The organism is Paenimyroides ceti (assembly GCF_030409925.1).
In genome coordinates this window covers 3,088,945-3,115,332 of sequence record NZ_JAUFQU010000001.1, presented here as the reverse complement: position 1 = coordinate 3,115,332, position 26,388 = coordinate 3,088,945, and the positions used below count along the sequence as shown (strand labels likewise).

Genomic DNA, 26,388 nt, shown 5'->3' with positions numbered 1-26,388 from the left:
TTCATAAAAAAGCCCGATAGATTTATCGGGCTTTCGTAAAGAATAATATGTTATTGATTATTTAAAATCTGCATCAGAAACGCCTTCGTTTACTTTTACATCTTTTGTAATCATTTCAATATCGATACCAACATTCATTGACATTTTATAAGGAATTTTGATTCCTTTTACATCTTTATAGTCAGAATAATAGATTACCTGATTCATTGTCTGACCCTGTACATCCATTTCTGTTGAAGTTGCGATTTTTAAACCTGTGGCAACATCATAATAAGAAGTCGTTTTGTTCTCTTTTACAGCATAAGCGTCTGTTCCGTTGATGTTCTCAATACCTGTTAGGGTAACGCCTGCTTTACCGGCAGAAGTCAATTCTCCGAATAAAACAGCTGCTTCCTGAGCTTGTTTAAGTTCTTCTCCTTCTAAAGGTATTTTTTGTCCTTGTTGTTCAACAAAACCAGTTGTAGGTGTAATAAGTTGTTTAGACATTACTTGTCCCATAACAGTTGTTACAGATAATAACTGACCTTTATTAGTTTGTTTGGTAACTGATGTTAATTCCATTCCCTGAACTGTAGCATTTGCAGTTGTGAAAAGAGTTTTTACAGTTTTCACTTTTGCTTCTCCTCCAATTGCTTTAATATAATTGTCTAAAACAGACTTTGCTGTAACACCAGCTGGAATTGGTTTGTTTACTTCCGGCTTTGCAACAGGGTTACCGAATTTGTCGTAATAGTTTACTTTGTAAGGTAATTTTTCAAGACCTGGTAATACGTCACTTGCTTTACCAACAACTAAGATTCTAAGATTTTCAGCAAGGAAATATTTGTTAGCTGCATTTTTGATATCCTGTACCGTTACTGCATTGATGTTTTTAATGTAGTTTTCGTAGAAATCTGCAGGTAAATTCTGTGTTTTTGTTCTTAATGCAAATGAAGCAATAGTACCTGGTTTTTGTGTTTCCATTACGAAACTACCGATGTATTTTGCTTTTGCTAATTTTAATTCATCTTCATTCACAGGCTCTGTTCTGATTTTGTGAATCTCTTTCATGAATTCAACTACCGCACTGTCAGTTACCGCATTTCTTACCGAAGCAGAAGATCTGAATTTAGAAGTATACTTTCCTGAACCAACAGAAGAATAAGCACCATACGTCCAGCCATGAGCTTCACGCAGATTTAAGAACAAACGTCCTTCACCACCGCCACCAAGAATCTGGTTAGCCATTAATGCAGCAAAATAATCTTTGTCTGTCATTCTTAATTCTACAGCGTTTACTAAAGCGATTTCTGACTGTACTGCGTTTGGCATGTCAACGAAATCAATCTGTGTTTTTCCAACATTTTTAGTAACCGGATATTGTTGTTTTGGAGCAGATGCTTTTTTCCAGTTTCCAAATAACTTCTCAACTGATTTTTTTACTTTTTTGAAGTCAACATCACCAATAACTACTAAATATGCTTGTTCCGGAACGAAATAAGATGAATAGTTGTCTTTTACATCCTGTAATGTAACATTGTTTAGTGTTTGTTCTGTAACGTATTCTCCGTTTGGATGATTGATGCCAAATAATAAAGCATTTTCTACTCTTGAAGCGACAGCAGAAACACTTTTCTCACTTGATTTTAATCCTTCAATAGATTGTGCTTTTGCTTTGTCAAATTCTTCTTGAGAGAATAAAGGATTTAAGGCACCATCAGCCATAATTTCAAGAATACGATCAGCATATTTAGACAATCCGCTTCCTGAAGCACCGGTATTCCAGAAGTTAATATTGGCTCCTAAAAAGTCAATTTCTTCATTGAATGCTTCTTTAGAAATCTTTTTTGTTCCGTTACCAACAACAGCACTTGTTAAAGATGAAACACCTGCTTTTTTTCCTTCTACATAAGGTGGTGTGTCAATAGTTAACATATAGCTTACACGAGGTAATTTATGGTCTTCTACTACCAATACTTTTAAGCCGTTCTTTAAAGTAAATTCCTGTGGTTTAGATACATGAACTGTTGGAGCCGGTCCTGGTTGTGGTTGTGATCTTTTAATCTGAGCTTCCGAGCTTAATGAAAGCATTAAAGCTGTTGCTATAATAAATATTTTTTTCATTGTCTTAAATAGTCTTAGTTTGCAGCCTCTTCTTTAACAGGAACATAATCTAAAAGTAAACGTGAGTTTGGTTGTAAATACTTTTTCGCTACTTCTCTGATTTCTTCTCTTGTAATAGAACGATAGATATTGATTTCTTCATTGATCAGGTTGATATCACCATACAATAAATAGTATGTTGCTAAGTTTTCAGCCAAACTTTCTAAATCTGAGTTACTGTTTACATAGCTGTTTTCAAACTCATTTTGTAATTTTTGGTAATCTCTTTCAGAAATTAAATTGGTTTGTAAATCTTTGATTTCAGCATCAATCTCAGCCTGAATCTGATCACGTGTGAAACCTTGCATTGGAATACCAAGTATTATATACATACCGTAGTCTTCCTGACCCTGGCTGAATGCTGCAACCTGTAGCGCCATTTTCTTGTCATCAACAATTTTTTTGTGTAAACGGGAAGATTTTCCTCCTGACAAAATAGATGAAATCATATCCAATACGCGGGCATCTCTTGTTTTGTTAGATGGGGTTCTGTATGCTGTGATGTACATTGGTAATTGGATGTTCGGATCCTGATATTCAGCAACGATTGGTTTTGTAATCGGATCTTCCTGAATATTTACACGTTCCACTTTAGCACCTTTTTTGATGTTGCCAAAATATTTCTGAACAAGATCTTTCGTTTGTTTGTAGTCAATATCCCCTGCAATAACTAAAACAGCATTGTTTGGAACATAGAATTTTTTATTGAAAGCTTTAAATTCCTCTAAAGTAGCAGCATCTAAGTGCTCCATAGATCCGATTGGTGCCCAACGGTAAGGGTGTTTTTTAAATAAGTTACGTTTTACCTCTGTAAACATATTTCCATAAGGCTGATTGTCTACACGTAAACGTTTTTCTTCTTTAACAACTTCGTTCTGTGTATCAACACCGATCTGATTAATAACTGGCTGCAATAGACGGTCAGATTCCATCCAAATCGCTAATTCCAAGTTGTTTGAAGGGAAAACTTCGTAATAATATGTTCTGTCGTCAGAAGTGTTTGCGTTATTTTGTCCGCCGTTTGCGGTTACTATCTTGAACCATTCACCTCTTTGAATGTTTTCAGTTCCTTCAAATAATAAGTGTTCGAAAAAGTGAGCAAAACCTGTACGTTCCGGGTTTTCATCTTTTGCACCAACGTGGTACATTACTGAAGTAACCACTACCGGAGCAGATTTGTCTTGATGTAAAACAACATGCAAGCCATTGTCTAGTGTGTACTCTTCAAACTCAACTTTTTGTGCAGATACAGCATTTCCTAAGAATAATGCTATTGCTAAAGCTGTTAAAGATTTTTTCATAATTTTAAACTATATTTATATGATTTTTAAATAAGTCGCAATTTCGTCATTTTGTTACAGTTTTCCCAGATATTTTTTATTGATATATAAATCAATCAGTTGGAAATCAAAAAATAACGTATTTGCGTGTAAATATCAAAAAATAATTCTATATTTGCATCCTTAAAAATAATCTTATTAATTTTATTGTTATGTACGCAATCGTAGAGATAGCAGGGCAACAATTCAAAGTTAGCAAAGACCAAAAAGTGTATGTTCACAGATTGGCTGCAGAAGAAGGTTCAAATGTTACATTTGACAAAGTATTCTTAGTAGACAACGAAGGAGCAATTACTTTAGGCGCCCCAGCTATAACAGGAGCTTCAGTAGGAGCGAAAGTTTTAAAACACCTTAAAGGTGACAAAGTAATCGTTTTCAAGAAAAAAAGAAGAAAAGGTTACAAAAAGAAAAACGGTCACAGACAGTCTTTAACTCAAATCGTAATTGAGGGAATCACTATCTAATCTGTAGTAAAAAGTATTAACAATTTAAAACCAAAACATCATGGCTCACAAGAAAGGTGTCGGTAGTTCGAAGAATGGTAGAGAATCAGAATCGAAACGTTTAGGCGTTAAGATTTATGGTGGACAAGCTGCTATTGCTGGTAATATCATTGTAAGACAAAGAGGTTCTAAGCATAATCCAGGTGAAAACGTTTACATGGGTAAAGATCATACTTTACATGCAAAAGTTGATGGAATTGTTCAGTTCGCAAAAAAGAAAGATAACAAATCTTTCGTTTCTGTTGTTCCGTTCGAGGCTTAATCAGAACTTACTGAAAAAATTAAAAAAGCGATTGAATTTTCAATCGCTTTTTTTTATACCCGTTAATCAAGTGATGGTTTACTTTACTTTGATTGCCTGATAAAGATCAAGGGCTTTTCCATCTGTAAGCATTGATACAAATTTACAGATATTCATCAGTCGTTCGTAGAGGTTTTCAGACTCAATATGATACTGTTCGGGCAACATCTTTAAAATGAGACTGTCATAATGCGTCAGAGTGCCATCGTGTTCGTTGTTCACTGCAGTAGAAAACTTATCCAATAAGGTGTGCAATACCTGATATCCGACCAGTTCTTTCTGAATCACTTCTTTACTTTCATATACGTTTGAAATACTGATGTTTATGATATCTTTCATTTGAGCCACATAACTGCATTTGTCTGTTAGAGAATGCCCAAAAGTGCCTTCGAGAATACTTTCTTCATTTTCCATGAAAACAGTGACTACATCGCTTATAAGACTGCCAATAGCCAATGCTCTGAGATAGCTCACTCTTTCTGCTTTGGTTTTGAGCTGCGCATATTTTGCAGAATTGATGTTGTTCTGTACAATCTTTATAAGGAATTCCAATGCGTGTTCTTCCGGAATCCATCCCAGATTGATACCGTCTTCAAAGTCTATAATGGTATAACAAATGTCGTCTGCTGCCTCTACTATATAGGCCAACGGGTGCCTGTGATAACGAATGTCATCACCTTCCTTTTTTATAAGACCTAATTCTGTTACTACATCTAAAAAAGCTTCCTTGTCTCTTTGGAAAAAGCCAAACTTTTTATCGCTGATCTCAAGAGTTGGTTTTTTAGGAAGACTTTCTTTAGGGTATTTCATAAAAGCACCTAATGTGGCATATGAAATACGTAATCCGCCTTCGGATCCCGGTCTTGACGCTGTCAGTACATTAAATCCGTTAGCATTTCCTTCAAAATCAATCAGGTCCTGCCATTCTTTTGGTTGCAGATCCAGACGGTACCGTTCGCCGTTTCCATGTTTAAAATAATCACCAATTGCTTTTTCTCCGGAATGTCCGAAAGGAGGGTTGCCAATGTCATGAGATAGACAAGCGGCAGCAACAATAGCACCAAAATCATTTATGGTATACCCCAATTCTGTAAGAGAAGGATATTTTGCCAATACCTGTTCACCTACAAGCCTTCCTAAGGAACGGCCAACCACAGAAACTTCCAGACTATGGGTAAGCCTTGTGTGTACGAAATCTGTTTTTGAAAGCGGAATTACCTGTGTCTTGTCCTGCAGGCTTCTAAAAGCATTGGAAAATATAATACGATCATAATCGACCTCAAAACCGACTCTCGATTCTTTTTCTTCTTTTCTTATTCTTGATTTTGTATCTCCCTGTTTTTTTAGAGATAAAAGCTGAATCCAGTTCATATATCTGTGTTCTGTAGTATTATTGAATGGGTGTTTCTTTTAATGCTTCACGAATTATATTTTGTTTTACAGAGGCAAAAATATGATTCTTTACTTCTGCAAATGACGGGAAGTATTTTCTTTCCAGAGTTCTGTATTTTAAAGGGTATTTTGATAGCATCTGATCATAATAGGCATCGATCACCTCTGTGTCAGGTGCTGTAAATTCCAGATGCATCTCAAATCTGCGTTTCAATGCTTCGTCAATCATTTGGATTTGATTGGTTGCGGCTATGAGTACCGATTTTTGAGGAAAGTTATCGATTAGTTGCAGAATAGCATTTACAACCCGTTTCATTTCAGAATTGTCTTTATTATCATAATCGCGTATTTGTCCTAAAGAATCAAATTCATCAAAAAATAAAATAATACCTTCGTATTGAGATTCTTTAAAAAGACTTTCTATGTTTTTGGCTGTTTCTCCGAGTTTAGAAGAAACAATAGTAGCCAGATTTACTACAACCAGTTTTTTGTTTAACTGTTTTGCAAGAGCTTTTGCTGTCATCGTCTTACCACAGCCGGTAGCGCCATATAGTAATAGTTTATTGGCAACAGGTAATTGATAATGAAGTAATTTGTCTTTAAATTGCTGCTCCTGTAAAAAGGCTTGTATCTGATCCGCTGCATTTCTGTTGAATACAACATCTTCTAAACGTATATCTGATCGGTCGATATAATAAAAAGAGCTCATTTATTTTTCTTTTTTGAGATAGGAATTACTGTATTTTTTAAGACCTGCGTTAGACATAATAAAGGCACAAACCATAAATATAAATGCCAGTAAAAAGGGTGCTCCGGGAAATAAAAAGGGAGCTCCATCATGTGTAAAATAGTAGAACAGATTGGTCATCATCAACGGACCGAAAATAGCGGTGGCGCTATTTAGACTTGCGAGTGTGCCCTGAATCTGACCTTGCTCAGTAGCCGGAATATGTTCGGTAATTTCTGATTGCAATGCCGGGCCTGCAATGCCACCGAGACAATATGGTATCAGGAATACAAACATCATCCATCCTTCTTTTGCAAAGGCAAACAGGAAAAAACCGGTTCCATACATTACAATACCTATGAGGATGCTTTTGGCATTTCCTATTTTAGGATTCAGCCAGCGGATAAGTACTCCTTGTACTAATCCGAAGAGGAGACCCACAACACCTAAAGAGATACCAACCATTTTTTCATCCCAGTCAAAACGATACATGGTATAAAAACTCCAGTTTCCGTTTACTGCATGACTTGCCGTATACATACAGAATATTGCTACGATAAGACCGATGATTTGAGGATATCTTTTCAGGCGCATAATTGCTCCGACGGGGTTTGCTGATTTCCAGTCAAATCCGCGTCTTTTTTCTTTTGGTAGGGATTCCGGCAGTAAAAAATAGCCGTATAGAAAATTAATAAAGCAAAGTATGGCAGCGGCATAGAATGGCACCCGTGCGCCATAATGCCCTAAAAGACCACCTATAAGCGGACCAATAATAAAACCGATACCAAAAGCAGCGCCAATAAGGCCGAAATTTTTAGCTCTGTTCTCTGAATTGCTTACATCAGCTATATAGGCTGCAGCGGTTGAGATGCTGGCTCCGGTGATGCCTGCAACAATACGTCCTACAAATATCAGGAATATGGTTGGTGCTATGGCGAGTAAGATGTAATCAAATGCAAATGCGAGCAGCGATAGCAGAAGAATTGGTCTTCTTCCGTATTTATCGCTTAAGTTGCCTACCATAGGGGCAAAAATAAATTGGGTAAAGGCATACGCAAATGCCAGCCATCCGCCAATACGGGCGGCTTCTGTAATGTCTGCATGAATTAATTCTTTTAGCAGTTTAGGAATTACCGGAATGATAATTCCGATACCAATAATGTCTAATAAGATGGTTATGAATATAAAACCAACAGCAGCCGTTTTTTTACTGGCACTCATATCTATTTCTTTATGACGGCAAAGCTACGAAATTTAAAGATGTGTTGTTTTTGTTTGTTTGTACCGTGTTGTTTTTTGAAGTAAATAGTATAATGCCTTAAAGCAAAAAACCACTCTGAGTAAGAGTGGTTTTTTTTTTAGTTTGCCAAGATGTTAATCTTGTTATCCTTTAATTCGAGCGTTCCTGAACTGATTGGCAGATAATAAGAATTATTGTCAATTTTTTCAAATTTGTTTTCGAATTGTGGTTCTATATGTATGTTGCTGCCTACAATTTTTACTCTACCTTCTACTAATAGAGAAACAATCGGGGCATGGTTATTCAACATTTGAAACTCTCCGTCAACTCCGGGAACAGAAACTGAAGTTACAGTTCCTTTGAATAGGACAGCCTCTGGTGAAACGATTTCTAAAATCATGTGTTTGTTTTTTGGATTAAACTTCCGCTAACATTTTCTGTCCAGCTTCGATTGCCTCTTCAATGGTTCCTTTTAAGTTGAATGCTGCTTCCGGTAAGTGATCCAGTTCACCATCAATAATCATGTTGAATCCTTTGATGGTATCTTTGATATCTACCAATACACCTGGTATACCTGTAAACTGCTCAGCAACGTGGAATGGTTGTGATAAGAAACGTTGTACACGACGTGCTCTTGATACAGCCAGTTTATCACTTTCTGATAACTCTTCCATACCTAAGATCGCAATGATGTCCTGTAACTCTTTATATTTCTGTAAAATTTCTTTTACTCTTTGGGCACATGCGTAATGTTCTTTTCCTAAAATTTCAGGTGTTAAGATACGTGATGTTGAATCTAATGGATCTACCGCAGGATAGATACCAAGCTCAGCAATTTTACGTGACAATACGGTTGTAGCATCTAAATGGGCAAATGTTGTAGCAGGTGCCGGATCTGTTAAGTCATCCGCAGGTACATATACTGCCTGTACAGAAGTAATAGAACCTGTTTTTGTCGAAGTAATACGTTCCTGCATTGCTCCCATCTCTGTAGCTAATGTTGGTTGGTATCCTACCGCAGATGGCATACGACCTAATAACGCAGATACTTCAGAACCAGCTTGTGTAAAACGGAAGATGTTATCAACGAAGAATAATACGTCTTTTCCTTGTCCGTCTCCAGCTCCGTCACGGAAGTATTCCGCAATCGTTAATCCTGATAAAGCTACACGAGCACGAGCACCAGGTGGCTCATTCATTTGTCCGAATACGAATGTTGCTTTCGATTCTCTCATTCCAGGTTTATCAACTTTAGCTAAATCCCAACCTCCATTTTCCATAGAGTGCATGAAATCATCACCATATTTAATAATTCCTGATTCCAACATTTCACGTAATAAATCGTTTCCTTCACGGGTTCTTTCTCCAACTCCTGCGAAAACTGATAAACCACCGTGACCTTTGGCGATATTGTTAATTAATTCCTGAATCAATACTGTTTTACCTACTCCGGCACCACCAAATAAACCGATTTTTCCTCCTTTTGCATAAGGCTCGATCAAGTCAATTACTTTGATTCCGGTGAATAATACTTCAGATGAAGTAGAAAGGTCTTCAAATTTTGGAGCCTGACGGTGAATTGGTAATCCGTTTTCTCCTGTTTTTGGTAAATCACCTAAACCATCAATTGCATCTCCGATTACATTAAATAAACGTCCGAATACATCTTTTCCGATTGGCATTTGAATTGGAGTACCCAAAGCAACTACCTCATGTCCGCGGCTCAATCCGTCTGTAGAGTCCATCGAAATGGTACGTACAGTGTCCTGACCAACATGTGATTGTACTTCTAATACTAATTTTGAACCATCTTTTTTAGTGATTTCTAATGAATCATAAATTTTCGGAAGTTCGGCATTTGTAGTGTTGAAAACTACGTCTACTACTGGCCCGATAACTTGTGCAACTTTTCCTGTAACTTTAGACATTGCTCTATGTATTTATTTAACAGATATTTATAGCTAATAAAAAGGAGACCCTTTTCAGAGTGCAAAGATAATTTTTTTTGATAGAAATTAAAGCCTTTTGTTTTTTATTTTTATACAAAAAAAGCGAATTTTTAAAAATTCGCTTTTTGATTTATTCTACAGTAACCGATTTGGCTAAATTTCTTGGCTGATCTACGTTACACTCTCTCATTACAGCTATATGATATGATAATAATTGTAAAGGAATTGTTGCAATAATAGAGGTTAAGGCTTCAGTAGATTGTGGCATTTCAATTACATGATCTGCTAATTTTCTTACCTGCACATCTCCTTTGGATACCAGGGCAATGATTTTTCCGCTGCGTGCTTTAATTTCCTGTATATTACTCACTACTTTGTCATAGTGATTTTGATTCGGAGCAATAACAATGACCGGCATTTGCTCATCAATAAGTGCAATTGGTCCGTGTTTCATTTCTGCAGCAGGGTAACCTTCAGCATGTATATAAGAAATTTCTTTTAATTTCAGAGCGCCTTCCAAAGCAACCGGATAATTAAAACCACGTCCAAGGTACAAGCAGTTGTTTGAATCTTTATATACCTCAGCGATTTTAATAATTTCACTGTCTGCTAATAAAGCTTCTTTTACTTTTTCCGGTATAAGTTCTAATTCTACAAGATTTCTCAAATATTCAGAATGCGAAAGGGTTCCTTTTTCTTTTGCTAAACGCAAAGCAATTAATGCCAATACTGTAATCTGTGTGGTAAATGCTTTGGTAGAAGCAACTCCGATTTCAGGTCCTGCATGGGTATAAGCACCTGCATGAGTTTCTCTGGCGATAGAAGAGCCTACCACATTACATACTCCGAAAACAAAAGCGCCTTTTTCTTTGGCTAATTTGATAGCTGCTAAGGTATCTGCTGTCTCTCCGGATTGAGAAATAGCGATGATCACATCATCTTCATTGATGATTGGGTTACGGTATCTGAATTCAGAAGCATATTCAACCTCTACAGGGATACGGGCAAACTCTTCAATCATATATTCTGCTACGAGACCAGCATGCCATGAAGTACCACAGGCAACAATAACAATACGTTTTGCTCTTGTGAACTTTTCAAGATTATCCTCAACACCTGCCATTCGGATGATTCCTTTGTCTGAAAGTAATCTTCCTCTGAAAGTGTCTTTGATAACATCAGGCTGTTCGTGTATTTCTTTTAACATGAAATGCTCGAATCCGCCTTTTTCAATCTGCTCAAGATTTAACTGAAGTTCCTGAATATAAGGACTTACAAGTTGATCATCTTTTATTTTTCGGATTTTAACGGGTTTGTTTAACCGTATGATGGCCATTTCTTCGTCTTCCAGATAAATGGCATTATTGGTATATTCGATAAATGGAGATGCATCTGAAGCGATGAAAAATTCATTTTCACCCAAACCGATTGCAAGTGGACTTCCTAAACGGGCAGCCACAATCTCGTTTGGTTTTTTCAAATCCATCACACAGATAGCATAAGCACCCACTACCTGATTTAAGGCTACCTGAACGGCTTTTCCTAATTTTAAGTTTTTGCTTTTCTGAATTTCTTCAATTAAATTCACTAAAACTTCAGTATCGGTGTCAGATTTGAACGTATATCCTCTGTTGATTAATTCAATTTTCAGAGGCTCGTAGTTTTCAATGATACCGTTGTGTATGATTACCAACTCTCCTGAATTGGAATAGTGAGGGTGTGAATTGACGTCATTAGGTACACCGTGGGTTGCCCAACGTGTGTGTCCCATTCCCATCGTGCCTTTATTATCTATCTCCTTCGATGCTTTTTCTTCTAAATCAGAAACTTTTCCTTTAGTTTTTGATAATTTAAATTCATCATCATTGTATAGTACGATTCCGGCACTGTCATAACCTCTGTACTCTAAACGCTTTAATCCTTTGATTATAATTGGATACGCTTCTCTATGTCCGATATATCCTACAATTCCACACATATATTATTAATTGTTTTCTTTGGTGTAATAAATTTCTAACTTGATTCTCTTAGCTGTGTCAGGGTGATTTGCACCATACAAAACACTACCGAAAGGAAATGCTGCCGAAAGGGTCGGGATTTTTTTCGGAAATGTGTTTTTATCTTTTAAAAGTGTAAAATTACCTTGTGTAATATCATCAACAACTGCCAGACCAAGTTTCACGTTAGTTGAATCTTTTCTGATGAGATTGTTGATGTGCGATGTGATTCTGAAACGGTATTTGGTAACGTTGTCAGTTGTGTTTTTGTCTAATATTCCGTTATAAACTTTTTTAGCCGGATTGGTAGAAGTATCAGCTGTGTAATCTATCAATGCTTTGTTATTGGTAAGATCGTATAAAAACAAACGGTACGGATCTGTTCCTGCTGCGTTCGCCATTGTAGCGTTGTCAACATACACAGTTAGTACAGCCTGATTGATCAGCCAGTTTTTTGATTTGATATATTCCAGCTCATCGGCAATGTTGTTATTGTTGGCATCTTCACCAAACAGATTGATTTCTGCAATAGAGCCTTCAGTACCTCTGATCCATAGTTTCTGATCGTTATTATTGGTCAGTTGATTTTGATAAGTCTGACTGTTTACTGTTTCAAAAAGATTGACTGTAGTGGCATTTCTTGTGTTTCCACTTGAAGCTGAGTGTCCTAAATTAAATGTAAGAGTTTTTCTCTCGCGCGTAGTTTCTCCGTCGTTATTGGTTTTGTCCTGCTTATAAATAAATACAAGAGTTCCTTCAGAAACTGCGAGTTGGGCTAATGCACTTTGGTTATAAAGATCCTCTACATTGAAGTACAAGCCTCTGAAGAATTCTTTTAGTACATTATTATTCAGAATTCCTTTATAGGTATTATTCGCAAAAAAGCGATTTTGGAAATAGGTTTTGTCCAAATCGAGCCACATACCCGGTTTTTTTCGCTCCTTGATGACAGGGTTTCCGTTGGCATCTTTAATAATTTCTCCCTGACTGTTGTATTTGTATAATCTGATTTCTGATTTATCAATTACAAAATCAGAGTTCTGAGCCGTATTGGTTGAATTGTTAATTATATTCGTCCCGTTCAATCCCTTTTTATTGCTGTCAAAAGTGTTTTTCTGATCAGAAAAGTATTGTTGTGCTTCTAAACCTTCTCCGGGATTGACATCTCTCAGAAAATAACCGTTTTCATATACATTTAATGAAAACTTACCGGTTCCGTATACATTGGTGAGATTATAAGTGGCGTTTCCGTCAGAATCGGTTTCAGCAACAGTACTTGTATAAGGGATATATACATATACAGAATCTAATACAGGATTGTTTCCGATTTCAGAAAGTTCTGTACCCTTTATCATTTCTATTTGTGTCACAAAATGAGCTGTTGTTTTACCGAAAACACCGTTCTGGAAAACACCAAAGGTATTATAAGGTAAGTTACGGGAATTAAAAACGCCGGTTTTTACCATTTTTGATTCCACATTGGCAACCTCATATTTGTCAAAACCAAACTCATCTTCTCCGAAAATTTCGGAACCGACTTCAGTAAAATCTTTATCACAAGAAGTGAACGTCAATGTTGATACAGTTAACAGGAGTGCTGCATAAAATCCTTTCTTCATAAATATGCGTTGACTTATAAAACTTTATTTTTATAAAAGTCCAAATAAACTTCAGACATTTTTTCTTTAGCGGTGAAAGGTAAGAAAGGTTTTTTCGAACTTTCTATATAATTTGTTAAAAGTGGAGAAGCTTCTTCTGAAGATATGATTACACCATCAGAGTTGTTGATGGCATTGATCATAATGTTTTCGAATGTAGCATCTTTCAACATTTCAATTGATTGTTCATCAAAACCGTCAAAAGCTACTTTTTCAAACATATTATCCGATAAAACACCGTCAAAACTGCTTTTAAATATTGAAGTGACAATTTTTGTATCTGCAAATATGCTGTCGTCTTTGTAATATTGTTTCATATATAAAGGCAGAAGAGAAGCAAGCCATCCGTGAACATGGATGATGTCGGGTACCCAATTGAGTTTTTTTACTGTTTCAATTACGCCTTTAGTGAAGAAGATGGCACGTTCGTCATTATCTTCAAATAATTTAGCATCCTCATCGACAAAGGTGCATTTTCTTTTAAAATACTCGTCGTTATCGATAAAATAGACCTGAATTCGTTCCTTTGGTATAGAGGCAACCTTAATAATTAAAGGCATATCCATATCATTGACCACTAAGTTCATACCTGATAAGCGAATTACCTCATGGAGTTGGTGCCTCCTTTCATTAATGCTTCCGTAGCGAGGCATGAAGATACGAATCTGTCCGCCTATATCATTAATCATTTTTGGAGCATCAAATGATGCCTGAGATACTTCATTTTCGGGTAAATAGGGTACTACTTCTGATGATACGAATAATATCCTCTTGTCTTTCATCATTGAATTCTATTTTTTTAATTAAAATGTTTCTAAAAACAAGCAAAATTACAAAAAAATAACGACTTATTTATCTAAAACACTAATTTTGCACTCTTTGAAATGAAACAAAATGTTGGTTTACACAAAACAGAATGATTTGAAAAAGCACTTAGAGCCTTTGATTGACAGTCGTCAAACAATTGGATTAGTGCCAACTATGGGAGCTATTCATCAGGGACACTTATCGTTGATGCAGCAGGCATTGGAAGAAAATGACACGGTTGTGGTAAGTATTTTTGTCAATCCTACCCAATTCAACAATGCAGATGATCTGAAAAAATATCCGAGAACTTTAGAAAAAGACATCGCTTTTATAGAAACGCTTTCCGATAAAATAATCATTTTTGCACCTTCGGTAGATGATATTTATGAAGGAGAAACCATTGCTCAGGAGTTTGAATATGACGGACTCGAAAACCAGATGGAAGGTGTCAATCGTCCCGGGCATTTTAACGGAGTCGGTACCATTGTAAAAAAGTTGTTTGAAATAATTTGGCCAACTAGGGCATATTTTGGAGAAAAAGATTTTCAGCAACTTCAGATCATTCGAAAAATGGTTCAGAAATTTCGACTGCCTGTGCAGATTGTAGGTTGTCCTATTTTTAGACAGGAAGATGGTTTGGCACGAAGTTCGAGAAATGAATTACTGTCTGCTGAAGCAAAGCAGGAAGCCACACTTATCTATAAAATATTAAAGCAGGCTCGGGAAATGTTTCCTGAATCATCACTCGAAAATGTCCGTGAATTTGTGACAGAAGAATTTAAAAAACACCCTAACTTTGCATTGGAGTATTTTGAAATTGCAGATGAAGAAACATTGGTTCATGCAATAGAAAAAAAAGCCGGGAAAAAATACCGTGGCTTTGTGGTGGCTCATATAGATAACGTAAGATTAATAGACAACATTTTATTAAATTAATTACCTTTGCCTTATGCAAATAGAAGTTTTAAAATCAAAAATCCACCGTGTAAAAGTTACCGGGGCTGATTTAAATTATATAGGAAGTATTACAATTGATGTTGAATTGATGGAAGCTTCCAATATTATTGAAGGAGAAAAGGTTTCGATTGTAAACATCAATAATGGAGAACGTTTTGATACGTATGCTATTCCGGGACCAAGAAAAAGCGGTGAAATTACGCTGAACGGACCGGCGGCAAGAAGAGTGCATAAAGACGATATCATCATTGTGATTACCTATGCTTTGATGGATTTTGAAGAAGCAAAAACATTTAAACCGTGGATTATCTTTCCAAATGAAAAAGACAATTCGCTTACTTAACACTTGAAAACGAAAATTAAAAAAATAGTAAACATCCTACTCCCACTTTTGTTGGGAGTTTTTTTCGTTTACTATGCATACATACAATTTACTCCGGAGCAGCTTACAGAAATGAAAAGTTACTTTTCTCATGTCAATTATCAGTACATTGTTCTTGCTACTTTTTTTTCTGTAATAGGATTGGTTTCGCGTGCATACCGATGGAAATATGCTCTTAATTATTTGGGGTATGAGTCCTCATTCAACAATAACATGATGGCGGTTTGTGTGGGTTATCTGATGAATCTTACCATACCAAGATCAGGTGAATTATCAAGAGCAGTGGTGTTGCAGAAATACGAAAAAATTCCTTTTGACAAAGGTTTCGGAACGATTATAGCGGAGCGCGTCATTGATCTGATTTTTTTATTAGTGTTTGTTCTTATAGCTGTTTCTCTGCAATACCATCAATTAAAAGATTTTTTGTCAGAGAAAATTCCTTTACAAAATCTTGTGTTGTCTGGGTTTGTTCTTTTAGTCTTAATGATGGCAGGAATTTATCTTGTATTTTATTCTGACTGGTCTTTTTTTAAATTTATCAGACAAAAGATTCAGGGTTTGATAGAAGGAGTGCTGAGTATTTTCAAGATGCCGCATCGCTTACCATTTTTATTGCATACGTTTATCATTTGGATTTCTTATATCCTGACCTTTTATTATGGTACTTTTATTCTGCAGGAAACCGTAGGCATTTCTTTTGGAGTTGTCATGGTCACTTTTGTTGTGGGTAGCGTTGCCATGACTTTTACGAGTGGCGGATTCGGAGCTTTTCCTCTTATGATTTCCCAGATCATGGTTTTATATGGAATATCGGCAACGGTGGGTACTTCTTTCGGTTGGATTCTGTGGATTTTACAAACCGTATTTACGATTATCACAGGGGCAATTTCTTTTCTTTTATTGCCCGTTTTGAATAAAAATAAATAACCTTCTCAAATAAATAACCGTATAGAGTATTGCTTAAAAATGTTGTATTTTTGACTATAACTTAGTTAGTATGGCAAAAGTAAAAACAGCTTTTTTTTGTTCGTCTTGTGGTACACAATTCTCCAAATGGCAGGGACAGTGCTCAGCTTGTAAACAGTGGAATACTATTGTAGAAGAAGTCATTCAGAAAGAAGAAAAAGTTTCGTGGCAGACAAAATCTTCTACGGGAGTACGCAAAGTATCCAAACCTTTGTTGATTAACGAAATTGACAGTACACGGGAAATTCGACTCAATACGCTGGATGGAGAGCTAAATCGTGTTTTAGGGGGCGGACTTGTTCCGGGATCGATGATTCTTTTAGGAGGAGAACCGGGAATTGGTAAAAGTACCTTATTGCTGCAATTATCCTTAAAACTTCCGTACAAAGTATTATATGTTTCCGGAGAAGAAAGTCAGAAACAGATAAAAATGCGTGCCGAAAGAGTCAATCCTAATAATACTACGTGCTATATACTTACCGAAACCAATACTCAGAATATTTTCAGACAAATTGAAGAGATTGATCCGGAAGTACTTATTATAGACTCTATACAAACCCTGCATACAGATTATATTGAGGCATCTGCCGGGAGTGTTTCACAAATTAAAGAAACTACCGCAGAGCTGATTAAATTTGCCAAGGAAACCAATACACCGGTAATTCTCATAGGTCATATTACTAAAGATGGTAATATTGCCGGACCAAAGATTCTGGAACACATGGTAGATACGGTATTGCAATTTGAAGGAGATCGAAACCATGTATACCGCATTTTAAGAGCCTTAAAAAACAGGTTCGGATCTACTGCAGAACTGGGTATTTATGAGATGCTGGGCAATGGTTTACGGGAAGTCGCCAATCCTTCAGAAATTTTATTGTCTCATCGTGAAGAAGAATTGTCTGGTACAGCCATAGCTTCTACGCTTGAGGGTATGCGTCCGTTAATGATAGAAGTTCAGGCGCTGGTAAGCACGGCTGTTTATGGAACTCCGCAAAGAAGCGCTACGGGATATAATCTCAAACGCCTCAATATGATTTTGGCTGTACTTGAAAAAAGGGCAGGATTCAGACTTGGAGCTAAAGATGTTTTCTTAAATATTACAGGAGGGATATCGGTAGATGATCCTGCTATAGATTTGGCAGTTGTAGCGTCGATACTTTCCTCTAATGAAGATATCCCTGTTCCGAAGGATTTTTGTTTTGCGGGAGAAGTTGGGCTTTCAGGAGAAATACGACCTGTAAACCGGGTTGATCAACGCATTCAGGAAGCGGAGAAATTGGGCTTTGCCACTATTTTCGTTTCTAAATATAATAAAATAACCTATAAATCAAAGGCTATAAAAGTGGCGCTGGTTTCCAAAATAGAGGACATTGCCGCTTATCTTGTTGGATAAATTTACTGTTAATTTAATTGAAATGCTATGAATAAATTAATGATTACCATTACCGCTTTATTAATGACCATAGTGTCATTTGCTCAGAAACCTTTATTTACAAAAGCCTCCATAGAATCAGTCCGCGTATACTATAATGGGGCTGAACTTGTGCAAACTACATCTTTAAATTTACCTAAAGGTATGTCTGAAGTAGTGGTAACGAATGTAGCTAATTTTCTGAATGAAAATTCCATACAGGTAGGAGCTCCTGCAAAAGTGACGATAATGTCAGTACAATTTACCAATGCTTACATTCAGGAATATGATACAGCTGAAAATACGACTCTTTTAAAACCCGTGAGAGACAGTATCAAATTATTGGAAAAAGAACTTCAACAACTTGTAAACACTAAAGCAACCGAACAGATGACCTTACAGCTGCTTGATAAAAACCAAGCTGTAGGAGGGACTAATGGATTTACAGTTGCAGAATTATCTAAATTGGTGGAGTACTATAAAGTAAAACGAACTGAAACCAGTAATAATATTGACAAGCTCAGTGAAAAGGAAATTGTTCTAAAAAATAAACTGCAGCGTCTTAACAGCAGGCTTACAATCAATCAGGACAAGGAAGAAAGACAAAGTCAGGGAAAACTTATTTTACAGATCATGAATGATGCTGCGGGAAATATTCCTCTGCAGATTACCTACCTGACGGATAATGCACGATGGGCACCCTTTTATGATCTTCGGGTAGAAAAGGTGAACAGTCCAATAAAAATGATGTATAAAGCTGAGGTAGCTCAAAACACTGGAGTAGATTGGCGCAATGTAAAATTGTCATTGACCAGTGGAAATGCAAATCAAAATAATCAGGCTCCGGTATTGTCGCCATGGTTTTTAGACTATTATGAAAATTATGCGGTAGCTGCTGATGTAAGCGAGGCAGTTGTTTATGAATCGGCTTCCAAAAGGGTATCTGGCAGACCTAATGCGAGTTTTATACAATCCATACAGGCACCTGCATCTGGTATGGCAATAGAAAACAGTACAATGGATAATTTTACGGCATTAAATGAAAGTCAGCTCAATATTTCTTTTGATATTGATCTTCCTTATACCGTATTGGCCAATGGCAAAAAGCACAGTGTAGCCTTAAAAGATTTTGAAATTCCTGCAACTTATAACTATTACTCGGCACCGGTTTCTGATCTTAATACTTACTTAATGACTTCTATCCGGGATTACGGAAATTACAATTTATTGGAAGGAGAAGCGAATGTTATTTTTGAAGGATTGTACGTTGGTAAGACAGTAATCCGTCCGAATAACACGGAAGAAGAAATGAAACTGATTATGGGCAAAGATGGTAAAATTGCTATTACCCGCACGCTGATAACGGACAAGTCGGGTACAAAAACATTATCATCCCGTAAAATACAGAATTTTGTTTATGAAATAAGTGTTCGTAATAATAAAAAAGAATCAGTTGAAATAAAGCTTGAGGATTTGTATCCGATAAGCTCTAATAAAGATATAGAAATTGAGTTGACAGAAAAAGACGGCGCTACTGTTGATGCTGAAAAAGGATTGCTGACATGGAAATTGAATGTAAAACCAAATGAAACTAAAAAGGTACGTTTTGGCTATCAGATTAAGTCTTCAAAAGACAAAGTAGTTTCTTATTAATGCTATTTAAAGAACCAGGGAGTAAACATTATTATTCAGAAAAATAAATCTGCTTTTTTGCTTGACAAAAAATTATTGAATATGTAAGTAAAAGAGAAGAATGTTATTTGCTTTATAATTATCGTATAAAGTTAAGCATACTTATTGCTGAATTCATATTACGTCTAAAGGTCTCATTTTTAAGTGATATATCTTGTTTTTCTCATCGTTTTTTGGTAAATTCAGAGAGTAATTCATAATAAACGAATATGATCTCTGATGACCTCAAAAATCATGGATTTAGCATTAATTCTCTAAAAAAACTGGTAGACATACATCAGGGTAAATTACCACCTACTTCATTAGACTATTTTGTGATTTTATGGATAATTAATGATACTACGCTTATACTTGAAAAAGAGGCTTTAAGCGTAGAAAAAAACGATTTGGTGTATATCGGTCCCGGAAAAAGAGTTGAACTCGTAAATGTTGAGAAAAGTGATATGTATGTGGTTACCTTTTCAGCATCCTTTTATGAGAAATCTGCAAAGGATACTTTTATTCTCAATTCAGAATTGTTCTTTGGGTATGAAGATGAAATATACGTAACAAAAGCTATTGGCAGCGCAGAAGATTTTAAAAGTCTCATCGTAGAAAGGCTTGCTATGTATAAAATTAAAGCGAATGACCTTTATCTGGCTGTTGCTCATAACTGTATTGAGTCACTTCTTTTAGATGGTCTTCTTGATCTTCAGACGAAAAACGGAATAGGACGCAGAGATTATTCCAGTCTTAAGATAGTCAACCAATTTAAAGTATTGCTTCAGAAAAATTATAAGATAGACCGCAGAGTTTCCTTTTATGCTGATTTACTCCATATTACTCCCAGGAGATTGTCTGAGATGTCAGAAGAAATACTGGGTATGAGTGCCAAACAGGTGATCATTGATAAGGTTTTAAAAGAAGGATTACTCATGCTGAAACATACCCCCCTTACCATTACTGAAGTCATGTATGAGTTGGGTTTTAAGGATGAGGGAAATTTTAGTGCCTTTTTCAAAACACATACCGGCAGCAATCCGAAAGAACTCAGGCTTATGGAACCAGAACTCAATTAAAAAGCGGAAGAAAATTTTTCATGTTTTCTTCCGCTTTTTAAATTATAACAAATCTCCAGTTACTTTACTACATATCCTAAAACTTCATAATAGCGCAGAATCCTGTCTGTTGGAATTTTTATAGGTTCATAAATCAGATTACCATCTGCTGAACGGTCTTCATTTGAACTATAAGCAACTATTGTATTAGCTTCATCAGCTTTTTGTATGCGTTTGATGAAGAAACCATCAACCGTGAGAACAGCGTAGTTGTGACCCCACACTATCGCTTTGGAGTCATCAATTTCTTTTAGGGCAAGTACACATCCGTTGGGATATTCTTTCATGTGATTGCCATAATATTTGAATGTAGCGGTCGCAGCAGGAAACCAGTCTCCTGTATTAATAAAGGCTACAGGAGAAATATTTTTAAAATGCTCATCTTGTGAGGTGACTTTTTTACTTTCTCCGGTCTTATGAATAGTATCATAAAGAGGAACAAGAGGACTCTTTTTATATTCTATAGGAATATCATCTGTAAGAAGATATGTTTTATCATCGTTCTCATATAAACCTGAAAACAGCCAATCGTAACTTATTTCGAGTTTCGTGTGAAGCTTTACAATAAAGTCAAGTTTAGGAAGTGTTTTGCTTCTGTAATTTCGGATGTTAGCTTCACTCGTGTCCATAAACTCAGCGAATTTCGAATTATTTCCTTTAAATTCTTTTAAGGCAATAGCATTGATTTTCTGATTTATGTAATTCATAAATAAATTATTTATTCTGTTTTTCGAAAAATCATTCGAATTAAATTTGTTTTTTCGAATTATGTTTCGATATTTGTTATATCACGTGAAACAAAGGTATAATAAATCACATAAGTTTGTTATGAAATTAGAACAAATAAAGAACAAAATTCGATATGGTGATTACATCACGCTTTCAGAAATGCTAAATACAACTGCAGACTCAGCTAAGATGAGAATCCGTAGAAATGATAAGATAGCTATGGAAGCATTGATAGAAATCATCAGAAGCAGGGAAAGACTTATTAGAAGTTATAAAAAGAAAAGTAAATAAAAGTAAAAGGCCTTTTGCTTTATGGATAAGATGAAAAAGATTGATGAGGAAAATTTATTTTATAAATCAATTACACATGGACACTATTTATCAGATTACCGAGCAATTAAAAGAAGATGGCTTCAGTATAAACTATATAAAAAACTTAATTACGAGAAATCAGGGTAATACCTATTTTAATACACTTGATTATTTTAATATCTTTTGGTTTCCAAATTCTTCTGTATTTGTTGTAGAAGGTATTGAATATTCGATTGAAGCCAATAGCTTTGTATTTATCGGTCCCGGAAAAAATATTTGTTTTGGAAAATTTGCACATAAAGAAAAAACGGTCGGATTTACATTTTCTTCCACTTTTTATGAAAAATCAGCCAATGACAGTTTTTTTCTTAATTCAGAATTATTTTTTACTTCAGATTCCAATGTTTTTATTCTTCAATCTATAAGGTCCCGAGAACAGATAAAACAGTTTATTGTAGAACGTTTAACATTCTATAAAGAGAAAGATCACGGATTGTATATATCTGTGGCACATAATTCTATAGAGAGTATCATTTTAGACGGTTTGCTTATTCTCGAATCTACACACAGAATAGAGACCAATAAGTACACTTATATTGAAATAGTCAATAGGTTTCGCGTGTTACTGCAACAACACTATAAGACGGAACGAACGGTTGGTTTCTATGCAAAACAATTAAATGTGCCGCCCAGAAGGCTGAGCCTCATGGCGGAGGAATTATTGGGGAAGTCTGCCAAACAGATGATCAGTGAAAAGGTAATCAATGAGAGTATTCGCATTTTGCGCTATACACATCTTACCATTGCAGAAATAACCTATGAGTTGGGCTTTACAGATGAAGGTAATTTCAGTTCCTTTATAAAAAAACATACGGGTAAAAAACCCAAAGAAATAAGGTTGGAGCATTCCGAAGAAATGAAAAAAGAAAAATCCTTAAAAAACCATTTCTAAGAAGATTTTTATCCTGACGAAGCCCTCTTTTAGAAAATAAATGTGTCAGAAATAATTTTTTCTGGCCTATCTGGCTGTTTTATAACCATAAACGACTCTGTTTTTTATCTTAAAAAAAACTAAAAAAACCTAACGCTTGTTAAGGAAAATATCCTACATTTACTATAGTTCACAACTATTAAAAACAGTTGAAAACTACTAAAAAAAATACAGTATGATAAGGAAATTCTTTACAATAGGAGCTTTGGCAGGATTTTGTATGGCAGTAAATGCACAAAGCAAAGGAGGCGTTGTTTTAAATGTAAAATTACACCCTATACAGACACTGGTAGTCAATAAATCACAAAATGAAGTGAATCTGAACTACGTTACAAAAGAAGATTATGCAGGTGGTGTTACAAGTAAGCAGACAGACCATCTTACCATATACAGTACAAGCGGTTTTCAGGTAAAAGTTAAAAGTAATGTTCAGCTTAGCGGTACTCAGCAAAATATAGCATCCAATACGATTTCAGTTACTCCATCAGCAGGATCAAAGCCATTGCCAAATGCTAATTATATCAGCAGGAAGCTATCTTCTGAAGAACAATCTATTATTTTAAGTACTACAGGCGGAACCGATAGAAATTTTACAATTGATTACAGTGGGGCGGGTGGTGATGCTTATATCAACTATTATAACAGCTCTGAAAATACTTCTGTATACACTACAGAGGTTCTTTATACCATAATTGCGCAATAACCAAAATATCTTATTTCTTTTCTGGGTTCAATGACTAAAAAAGTAAGTGCTTAAAAGTAAAAATAGGCACTTTTTTTATTTCTTCTTTTTTCTTTTTAAAAAAACGCTGCTACGATTGGGTCGCATATTATAAAAAGTTATCAAAACATACTTTTTTCTCTCTTTTTTCCCTTCCGTTTTTTACATCTTTACATTGCTTTAAAACGCACAAGTTGGTACAATAGGTTTTTATTAGCTGTTATATCCTCTATAATTGGGTTGATAACGTTTAAAAGAGTTTGATTTTTATAAGATAGAATGACTTTATATTCGCTTAATTGTTTTTTTTGTCTTTCTTTAATTATTTGTTTTTTAGATGTTTATTTTGTTTTTTAAGGGTAATATTCGGACATTTTGTGATTTTTGCAAAAACAACAAATTTTACGCTTATTTTCACAAATAATAACGAATAAAGCGCTGTAAATTTGCCATCCTTTCAAGAAACAAAAAAGGATTTATTGGTACAAAAATTAAATAAAAAATGACAAATTAAAAACATTTTTTTACAAGAAAAGAAGTAACAACAGCTTCTAATTTTGTCCCGTAAAAACAACAACATTTATAACACTTTTATAATTAACAATGAAAACAACAATTTTTACATCTTTAGGGATGTTGTTAACGCTGGCTGCTCAAGCACAAACTAACTCTAGTAATGTAACGCTTAATGTTCGTTTAAATCCTATCCAAACATTAGTAGTTAATCCATCAGCTGAGCATAAGACAGTAAATCTTGATTATATTACAGAAGCGGATTATGCTAACGGTGTGAGTCAGGCGAGAGAAAATCACTTAACAGTATATAGTACAGGTGGTTTTCAGGTTAAAGTAAATAGTGCTGGTTCTGCCTTAGAAAACCAAAACGGAGCAGGTGCTAATGGGCACATTCAGGCAAATACAATTCAGATTGTACCTTCTGCCGGATCAAGTGCTATCAATGGTGCTCAGTACACAAGTCAGTCTTTGGCAAATGAACAAAAAACAATCGTTTCAAGTACAACGGGTGGTGTTGATAAAACATTCAATATCCAGTACAAAGGAGCAGGAGCAGAAACTTATTTAAACTACTACGTTGCAGGTCAAAATCCAACGGTATATACTACTCAGGTAACTTATACAATTGTTGCACAATAAATAATAGCATATACAAGCGAAAGTGCTGCATGCTATGCAGCACTTTTTATTTTGTGTAAATAATTGACAACGGAATGAAAAATCAGTTTTTTTTCTTTTTTGTACTTTTTGCCTGTTGGTCATCCCTTCAGGCACAAACAGGTATTTCAGTATCACCTCCAAGGTTATATTTTGAATTGAATCCGGGACAGAGCGGTACTGATAAGTTGGTAATAACAAATGTGAGCCAATCCAATACATTGGATCTTGCTGTAAGTTTGGGAGACTGGGAATACAACCAAATGGGAGAAAATATGATGTATCCTGCAGAAACACTTGATACCTCATGTGCCAGTTGGGTAAACGTGAAAAAAGAGGATAGTTATTTTTCTTTAAAACCAGGAGAAAAAAAAGAAATAGAAGTAACGGTTACAACACCTAATCTATTGAAATCAACAGTTCCGGTACATACCTCTATGTTGTATGTAACTCAGATGAATCCTATTGATGATGTAGACAGTAAAGGAGCCAATATGAAAGTAAGTGTGCGTTCCGGAATCAAATTGTTTCACCGGACTACAGATCCGCGCATTAAAAAAATTGAGATTCAGAATATGGTCTTCAATAAGCAGTCTAAGAAAATAGAACTTTATTTTGAAAATAACGGGAATGTCTGGACGGACGGCACGATCTATCTGGATTTGCTCAATACGAAAACGGGAAAAAAGCAAAGCTTAAACCATATGGTTTTTTATAGCATGCCGGGTAATAAACGAGAGGTGATCATAGACTTACCGGATGATTTACAAACGGGTAAGTATGTAGGAACTGTATTGATTGATCATGGGGATGAAAACAGCATTGAAGTTGCAGAATTATCTTTTGATTATGAATAAGCTACTTGTATATATTGTATTGATTCTTGGTTTTTCTGTCAAAGGATTTTCTCAGCTAAACTTCGGAATCATGAGCAGTAATAATTATGTTGGGGTATACTCTTACAATGGAGTGACCTCAACTAATGCCTATGTTCTTCGTTTTCAGTATTCAGGGACTAACCTGAACATTCCTTACTGGAAAACATCTGTACGTTTGTTACAACCCATCATATCTACCGATGGTACAAAACAATTTCCGGCGAATAAACTGGCTTTTCAGATTACGAATACTACCGGGCAGGCACAGGCTCCCAATACAATACCGACTGTTTCACAAATAGGAGCACCCTTAAGTGTATCGTTACAACAGGGACAGGAAACATTTTTGGTTCCGCAGTCAAATGCTGCTTTAAAAAATACTACTCCGTACAATTCGTATTATGATTTTCAGATGAATTATAATCTGATCATTGAGGGGGGTAATTATCTTACTGCACTGCAGGGAGGTTACACACAAAAAACCTATATCGTTTCTCTTGAATTTAAAGCTTATGGTACCAACAATGAAGTGTTGGGAGTTGAACAGCGAAATTATACCATAGATGTATTTAAACTCAATAATGTACCTGTAGAAAACAAACTTTCTATTCAGATAAGAAGCGGTTCAAACGCTTTACTGGATGTAAAAACACTTTCTGATTACGTGAATGGTGTAAGTGTGATCTATCCTCAGGGCTTATCAATTATTGCAGATGCAGATTATCAGTTGCATGTAAAATCGATACAGACCAATTTTATTTCCAATACAGGCAATACACTGCCATTAAATACAGTAAGACTGGATCTTATTCCTGCTTCAGGCAATAATGCAAATGTTTTCCCTGTATGGCTGAGTGCCGGTTCTCAAAAAATTGCTACAGGCTTGCAGAGCAAAGGAAGTCCGGTATATTATGATATCAGATATGCTACCAAACCCAATGATGTGACACTCATTGAATCAAAAATGGAAGAATACAGCACTACATTACAATACGAAATAACCCCTCAATAACATCTTCT

25 protein-coding genes are annotated in these 26,388 nt (G+C 35.6%); 14 read left to right on the top strand and 11 right to left on the bottom strand.

Annotated elements, in window-relative coordinates; translation table 11 throughout:
* Nucleotides 1-57: 57 nt before the first annotated feature.
* Nucleotides 58-2,103, bottom strand: a complete 2,046-nt coding sequence (locus QW060_RS15270) for an insulinase family protein (protein WP_290364326.1) — start codon at nt 2,101-2,103, stop codon at nt 58-60.
* 14 nt (nt 2,104-2,117) lie between these two features.
* Entirely contained in the window at nt 2,118-3,443 is a 1,326-nt protein-coding gene (locus QW060_RS15265; RefSeq protein ID WP_290364325.1) for a M16 family metallopeptidase, read from the bottom strand.
* Between the two features lie 191 nt (nt 3,444-3,634).
* Here QW060_RS15265 and rplU point away from each other — a divergent pair, with 191 nt between their 5' ends.
* Nucleotides 3,635-3,946, top strand: a complete 312-nt coding sequence (gene rplU, locus QW060_RS15260) for a 50S ribosomal protein L21 (protein WP_290364324.1) — start codon at nt 3,635-3,637, stop codon at nt 3,944-3,946.
* Between the two features lie 40 nt (nt 3,947-3,986).
* Nucleotides 3,987-4,247, top strand: coding sequence for a 50S ribosomal protein L27 (gene rpmA, locus QW060_RS15255; RefSeq protein ID WP_290364323.1), 261 nt, complete (start codon nt 3,987-3,989; stop codon nt 4,245-4,247).
* A 78-nt stretch (nt 4,248-4,325) separates the two neighbouring features.
* Here the strand turns inward: rpmA and dgt are convergent, their stop codons facing one another.
* The 8 genes from dgt to QW060_RS15215 form a co-directional block, all read right to left on the bottom strand.
* Nucleotides 4,326-5,657: a dGTP triphosphohydrolase gene (gene dgt, locus QW060_RS15250; protein WP_290364322.1), complete on the bottom strand. Its 1,332-nt coding sequence runs from the start codon at nt 5,655-5,657 to the stop codon at nt 4,326-4,328.
* A 19-nt stretch (nt 5,658-5,676) separates the two neighbouring features.
* Complete coding sequence (locus QW060_RS15245) at nt 5,677-6,387, bottom strand: AAA family ATPase (RefSeq protein WP_290364321.1); 711 nt, start codon at nt 6,385-6,387, stop codon at nt 5,677-5,679.
* Nucleotides 6,388-7,626, bottom strand: a complete 1,239-nt coding sequence (locus QW060_RS15240; protein WP_290364320.1) for a TCR/Tet family MFS transporter — start codon at nt 7,624-7,626, stop codon at nt 6,388-6,390.
* Between the two features lie 137 nt (nt 7,627-7,763).
* On the bottom strand, nt 7,764-8,045 hold the full coding sequence (locus QW060_RS15235; RefSeq protein ID WP_290364319.1) for a F0F1 ATP synthase subunit epsilon: 282 nt from the start codon (nt 8,043-8,045) through the stop codon (nt 7,764-7,766).
* 16 nt (nt 8,046-8,061) lie between these two features.
* Nucleotides 8,062-9,573: a F0F1 ATP synthase subunit beta gene (atpD, locus tag QW060_RS15230; RefSeq protein WP_290364318.1), complete on the bottom strand. Its 1,512-nt coding sequence runs from the start codon at nt 9,571-9,573 to the stop codon at nt 8,062-8,064.
* Nucleotides 9,574-9,724: 151 nt separating this feature from the next.
* Nucleotides 9,725-11,572: a glutamine--fructose-6-phosphate transaminase (isomerizing) gene (glmS, locus tag QW060_RS15225; protein WP_290364317.1), complete on the bottom strand. Its 1,848-nt coding sequence runs from the start codon at nt 11,570-11,572 to the stop codon at nt 9,725-9,727.
* A gap of 6 nt (nt 11,573-11,578) precedes the next feature.
* Entirely contained in the window at nt 11,579-13,210 is a 1,632-nt protein-coding gene (locus tag QW060_RS15220) for a DUF4270 domain-containing protein (RefSeq protein WP_290364316.1), read from the bottom strand.
* 14 nt (nt 13,211-13,224) lie between these two features.
* Nucleotides 13,225-14,031, bottom strand: a complete 807-nt coding sequence (locus QW060_RS15215) for a glycogen/starch synthase (protein ID WP_290364781.1) — start codon at nt 14,029-14,031, stop codon at nt 13,225-13,227.
* A 112-nt stretch (nt 14,032-14,143) separates the two neighbouring features.
* On the opposite strand from QW060_RS15215, the gene panC reads away from it, so the two are divergent.
* From panC to QW060_RS15185, 6 genes are all read left to right on the top strand, one after another.
* Nucleotides 14,144-14,992, top strand: a complete 849-nt coding sequence (panC, locus tag QW060_RS15210) for a pantoate--beta-alanine ligase (protein ID WP_290364315.1) — start codon at nt 14,144-14,146, stop codon at nt 14,990-14,992.
* 13 nt (nt 14,993-15,005) lie between these two features.
* Nucleotides 15,006-15,356: an aspartate 1-decarboxylase gene (gene panD / locus QW060_RS15205; RefSeq protein WP_290364314.1), complete on the top strand. Its 351-nt coding sequence runs from the start codon at nt 15,006-15,008 to the stop codon at nt 15,354-15,356.
* Between the two features lie 3 nt (nt 15,357-15,359).
* Entirely contained in the window at nt 15,360-16,322 is a 963-nt protein-coding gene (locus tag QW060_RS15200) for a lysylphosphatidylglycerol synthase transmembrane domain-containing protein (RefSeq protein WP_290364313.1), read from the top strand.
* A gap of 70 nt (nt 16,323-16,392) precedes the next feature.
* Nucleotides 16,393-17,757, top strand: coding sequence for a DNA repair protein RadA (gene radA / locus QW060_RS15195; protein WP_290364312.1), 1,365 nt, complete (start codon nt 16,393-16,395; stop codon nt 17,755-17,757).
* 27 nt (nt 17,758-17,784) lie between these two features.
* Nucleotides 17,785-19,428, top strand: a complete 1,644-nt coding sequence (locus QW060_RS15190) for a DUF4139 domain-containing protein (protein ID WP_290364311.1) — start codon at nt 17,785-17,787, stop codon at nt 19,426-19,428.
* Nucleotides 19,429-19,676: 248 nt separating this feature from the next.
* On the top strand, nt 19,677-20,525 hold the full coding sequence (locus QW060_RS15185) for a helix-turn-helix domain-containing protein (protein WP_290364310.1): 849 nt from the start codon (nt 19,677-19,679) through the stop codon (nt 20,523-20,525).
* Nucleotides 20,526-20,584: 59 nt separating this feature from the next.
* Here the strand turns inward: QW060_RS15185 and QW060_RS15180 are convergent, their stop codons facing one another.
* Complete coding sequence (locus QW060_RS15180; RefSeq protein ID WP_290364309.1) at nt 20,585-21,271, bottom strand: hypothetical protein; 687 nt, start codon at nt 21,269-21,271, stop codon at nt 20,585-20,587.
* A 121-nt stretch (nt 21,272-21,392) separates the two neighbouring features.
* Between QW060_RS15180 and QW060_RS15175 the strand changes: the two genes are divergently transcribed.
* The 6 genes from QW060_RS15175 to QW060_RS15150 all read left to right on the top strand — a co-directional run bounded on the left by QW060_RS15175 (nt 21,393) and on the right by QW060_RS15150 (nt 26,380).
* Nucleotides 21,393-21,584: a hypothetical protein gene (locus tag QW060_RS15175; protein ID WP_290364308.1), complete on the top strand. Its 192-nt coding sequence runs from the start codon at nt 21,393-21,395 to the stop codon at nt 21,582-21,584.
* Nucleotides 21,585-21,660: 76 nt separating this feature from the next.
* Nucleotides 21,661-22,557: a helix-turn-helix domain-containing protein gene (locus tag QW060_RS15170; protein WP_290364307.1), complete on the top strand. Its 897-nt coding sequence runs from the start codon at nt 21,661-21,663 to the stop codon at nt 22,555-22,557.
* 214 nt (nt 22,558-22,771) lie between these two features.
* Nucleotides 22,772-23,299, top strand: a complete 528-nt coding sequence (locus QW060_RS15165) for a hypothetical protein (protein ID WP_290364306.1) — start codon at nt 22,772-22,774, stop codon at nt 23,297-23,299.
* Between the two features lie 621 nt (nt 23,300-23,920).
* Nucleotides 23,921-24,472 carry a hypothetical protein gene (locus tag QW060_RS15160; RefSeq protein ID WP_290364305.1) on the top strand — a complete coding sequence of 184 codons (552 nt, stop codon included), beginning with the start codon at nt 23,921-23,923 and terminating at the stop codon, nt 24,470-24,472.
* A 74-nt stretch (nt 24,473-24,546) separates the two neighbouring features.
* Nucleotides 24,547-25,347: a fimbrial biogenesis chaperone gene (locus QW060_RS15155; protein ID WP_290364304.1), complete on the top strand. Its 801-nt coding sequence runs from the start codon at nt 24,547-24,549 to the stop codon at nt 25,345-25,347.
* Entirely contained in the window at nt 25,319-26,380 is a 1,062-nt protein-coding gene (locus tag QW060_RS15150) for a hypothetical protein (protein WP_290364303.1), read from the top strand. Before QW060_RS15155 ends, QW060_RS15150 begins: the two co-directional genes overlap by 29 nt.
* Nucleotides 26,381-26,388 lie beyond the last annotated feature (8 nt).

What these genes read in the sequence shown, in the direction of transcription:
- QW060_RS15270 (WP_290364326.1), bottom strand. Translation starts at nt 2,103, where the DNA reads ATGAAAAAAATATTTATTATAGCAACAGCTTTAATGCTTTCATTAAGC.
- QW060_RS15265 (WP_290364325.1), bottom strand. Translation starts at nt 3,443, where the DNA reads ATGAAAAAATCTTTAACAGCTTTAGCAATAGCATTATTCTTAGGAAAT.
- rplU (WP_290364324.1), top strand. Translation starts at nt 3,635, where the DNA reads ATGTACGCAATCGTAGAGATAGCAGGGCAACAATTCAAAGTTAGCAAA.
- rpmA (WP_290364323.1), top strand. Translation starts at nt 3,987, where the DNA reads ATGGCTCACAAGAAAGGTGTCGGTAGTTCGAAGAATGGTAGAGAATCA.
- dgt (WP_290364322.1), bottom strand. Translation starts at nt 5,657, where the DNA reads ATGAACTGGATTCAGCTTTTATCTCTAAAAAAACAGGGAGATACAAAA.
- QW060_RS15245 (WP_290364321.1), bottom strand. Translation starts at nt 6,387, where the DNA reads ATGAGCTCTTTTTATTATATCGACCGATCAGATATACGTTTAGAAGAT.
- QW060_RS15240 (WP_290364320.1), bottom strand. Translation starts at nt 7,626, where the DNA reads ATGAGTGCCAGTAAAAAAACGGCTGCTGTTGGTTTTATATTCATAACC.
- QW060_RS15235 (WP_290364319.1), bottom strand. Translation starts at nt 8,045, where the DNA reads ATGATTTTAGAAATCGTTTCACCAGAGGCTGTCCTATTCAAAGGAACT.
- atpD (WP_290364318.1), bottom strand. Translation starts at nt 9,573, where the DNA reads ATGTCTAAAGTTACAGGAAAAGTTGCACAAGTTATCGGGCCAGTAGTA.
- glmS (WP_290364317.1), bottom strand. Translation starts at nt 11,572, where the DNA reads ATGTGTGGAATTGTAGGATATATCGGACATAGAGAAGCGTATCCAATT.
- QW060_RS15220 (WP_290364316.1), bottom strand. Translation starts at nt 13,210, where the DNA reads ATGAAGAAAGGATTTTATGCAGCACTCCTGTTAACTGTATCAACATTG.
- QW060_RS15215 (WP_290364781.1), bottom strand. Translation starts at nt 14,031, where the DNA reads ATGAAAGACAAGAGGATATTATTCGTATCATCAGAAGTAGTACCCTAT.
- panC (WP_290364315.1), top strand. Translation starts at nt 14,144, where the DNA reads ATGTTGGTTTACACAAAACAGAATGATTTGAAAAAGCACTTAGAGCCT.
- panD (WP_290364314.1), top strand. Translation starts at nt 15,006, where the DNA reads ATGCAAATAGAAGTTTTAAAATCAAAAATCCACCGTGTAAAAGTTACC.
- radA (WP_290364312.1), top strand. Translation starts at nt 16,393, where the DNA reads ATGGCAAAAGTAAAAACAGCTTTTTTTTGTTCGTCTTGTGGTACACAA.
- QW060_RS15190 (WP_290364311.1), top strand. Translation starts at nt 17,785, where the DNA reads ATGAATAAATTAATGATTACCATTACCGCTTTATTAATGACCATAGTG.
- QW060_RS15185 (WP_290364310.1), top strand. Translation starts at nt 19,677, where the DNA reads ATGATCTCTGATGACCTCAAAAATCATGGATTTAGCATTAATTCTCTA.
- QW060_RS15180 (WP_290364309.1), bottom strand. Translation starts at nt 21,271, where the DNA reads ATGAATTACATAAATCAGAAAATCAATGCTATTGCCTTAAAAGAATTT.
- QW060_RS15175 (WP_290364308.1), top strand. Translation starts at nt 21,393, where the DNA reads ATGAAATTAGAACAAATAAAGAACAAAATTCGATATGGTGATTACATC.
- QW060_RS15170 (WP_290364307.1), top strand. Translation starts at nt 21,661, where the DNA reads ATGGACACTATTTATCAGATTACCGAGCAATTAAAAGAAGATGGCTTC.
- QW060_RS15165 (WP_290364306.1), top strand. Translation starts at nt 22,772, where the DNA reads ATGATAAGGAAATTCTTTACAATAGGAGCTTTGGCAGGATTTTGTATG.
- QW060_RS15160 (WP_290364305.1), top strand. Translation starts at nt 23,921, where the DNA reads ATGAAAACAACAATTTTTACATCTTTAGGGATGTTGTTAACGCTGGCT.
- QW060_RS15155 (WP_290364304.1), top strand. Translation starts at nt 24,547, where the DNA reads ATGAAAAATCAGTTTTTTTTCTTTTTTGTACTTTTTGCCTGTTGGTCA.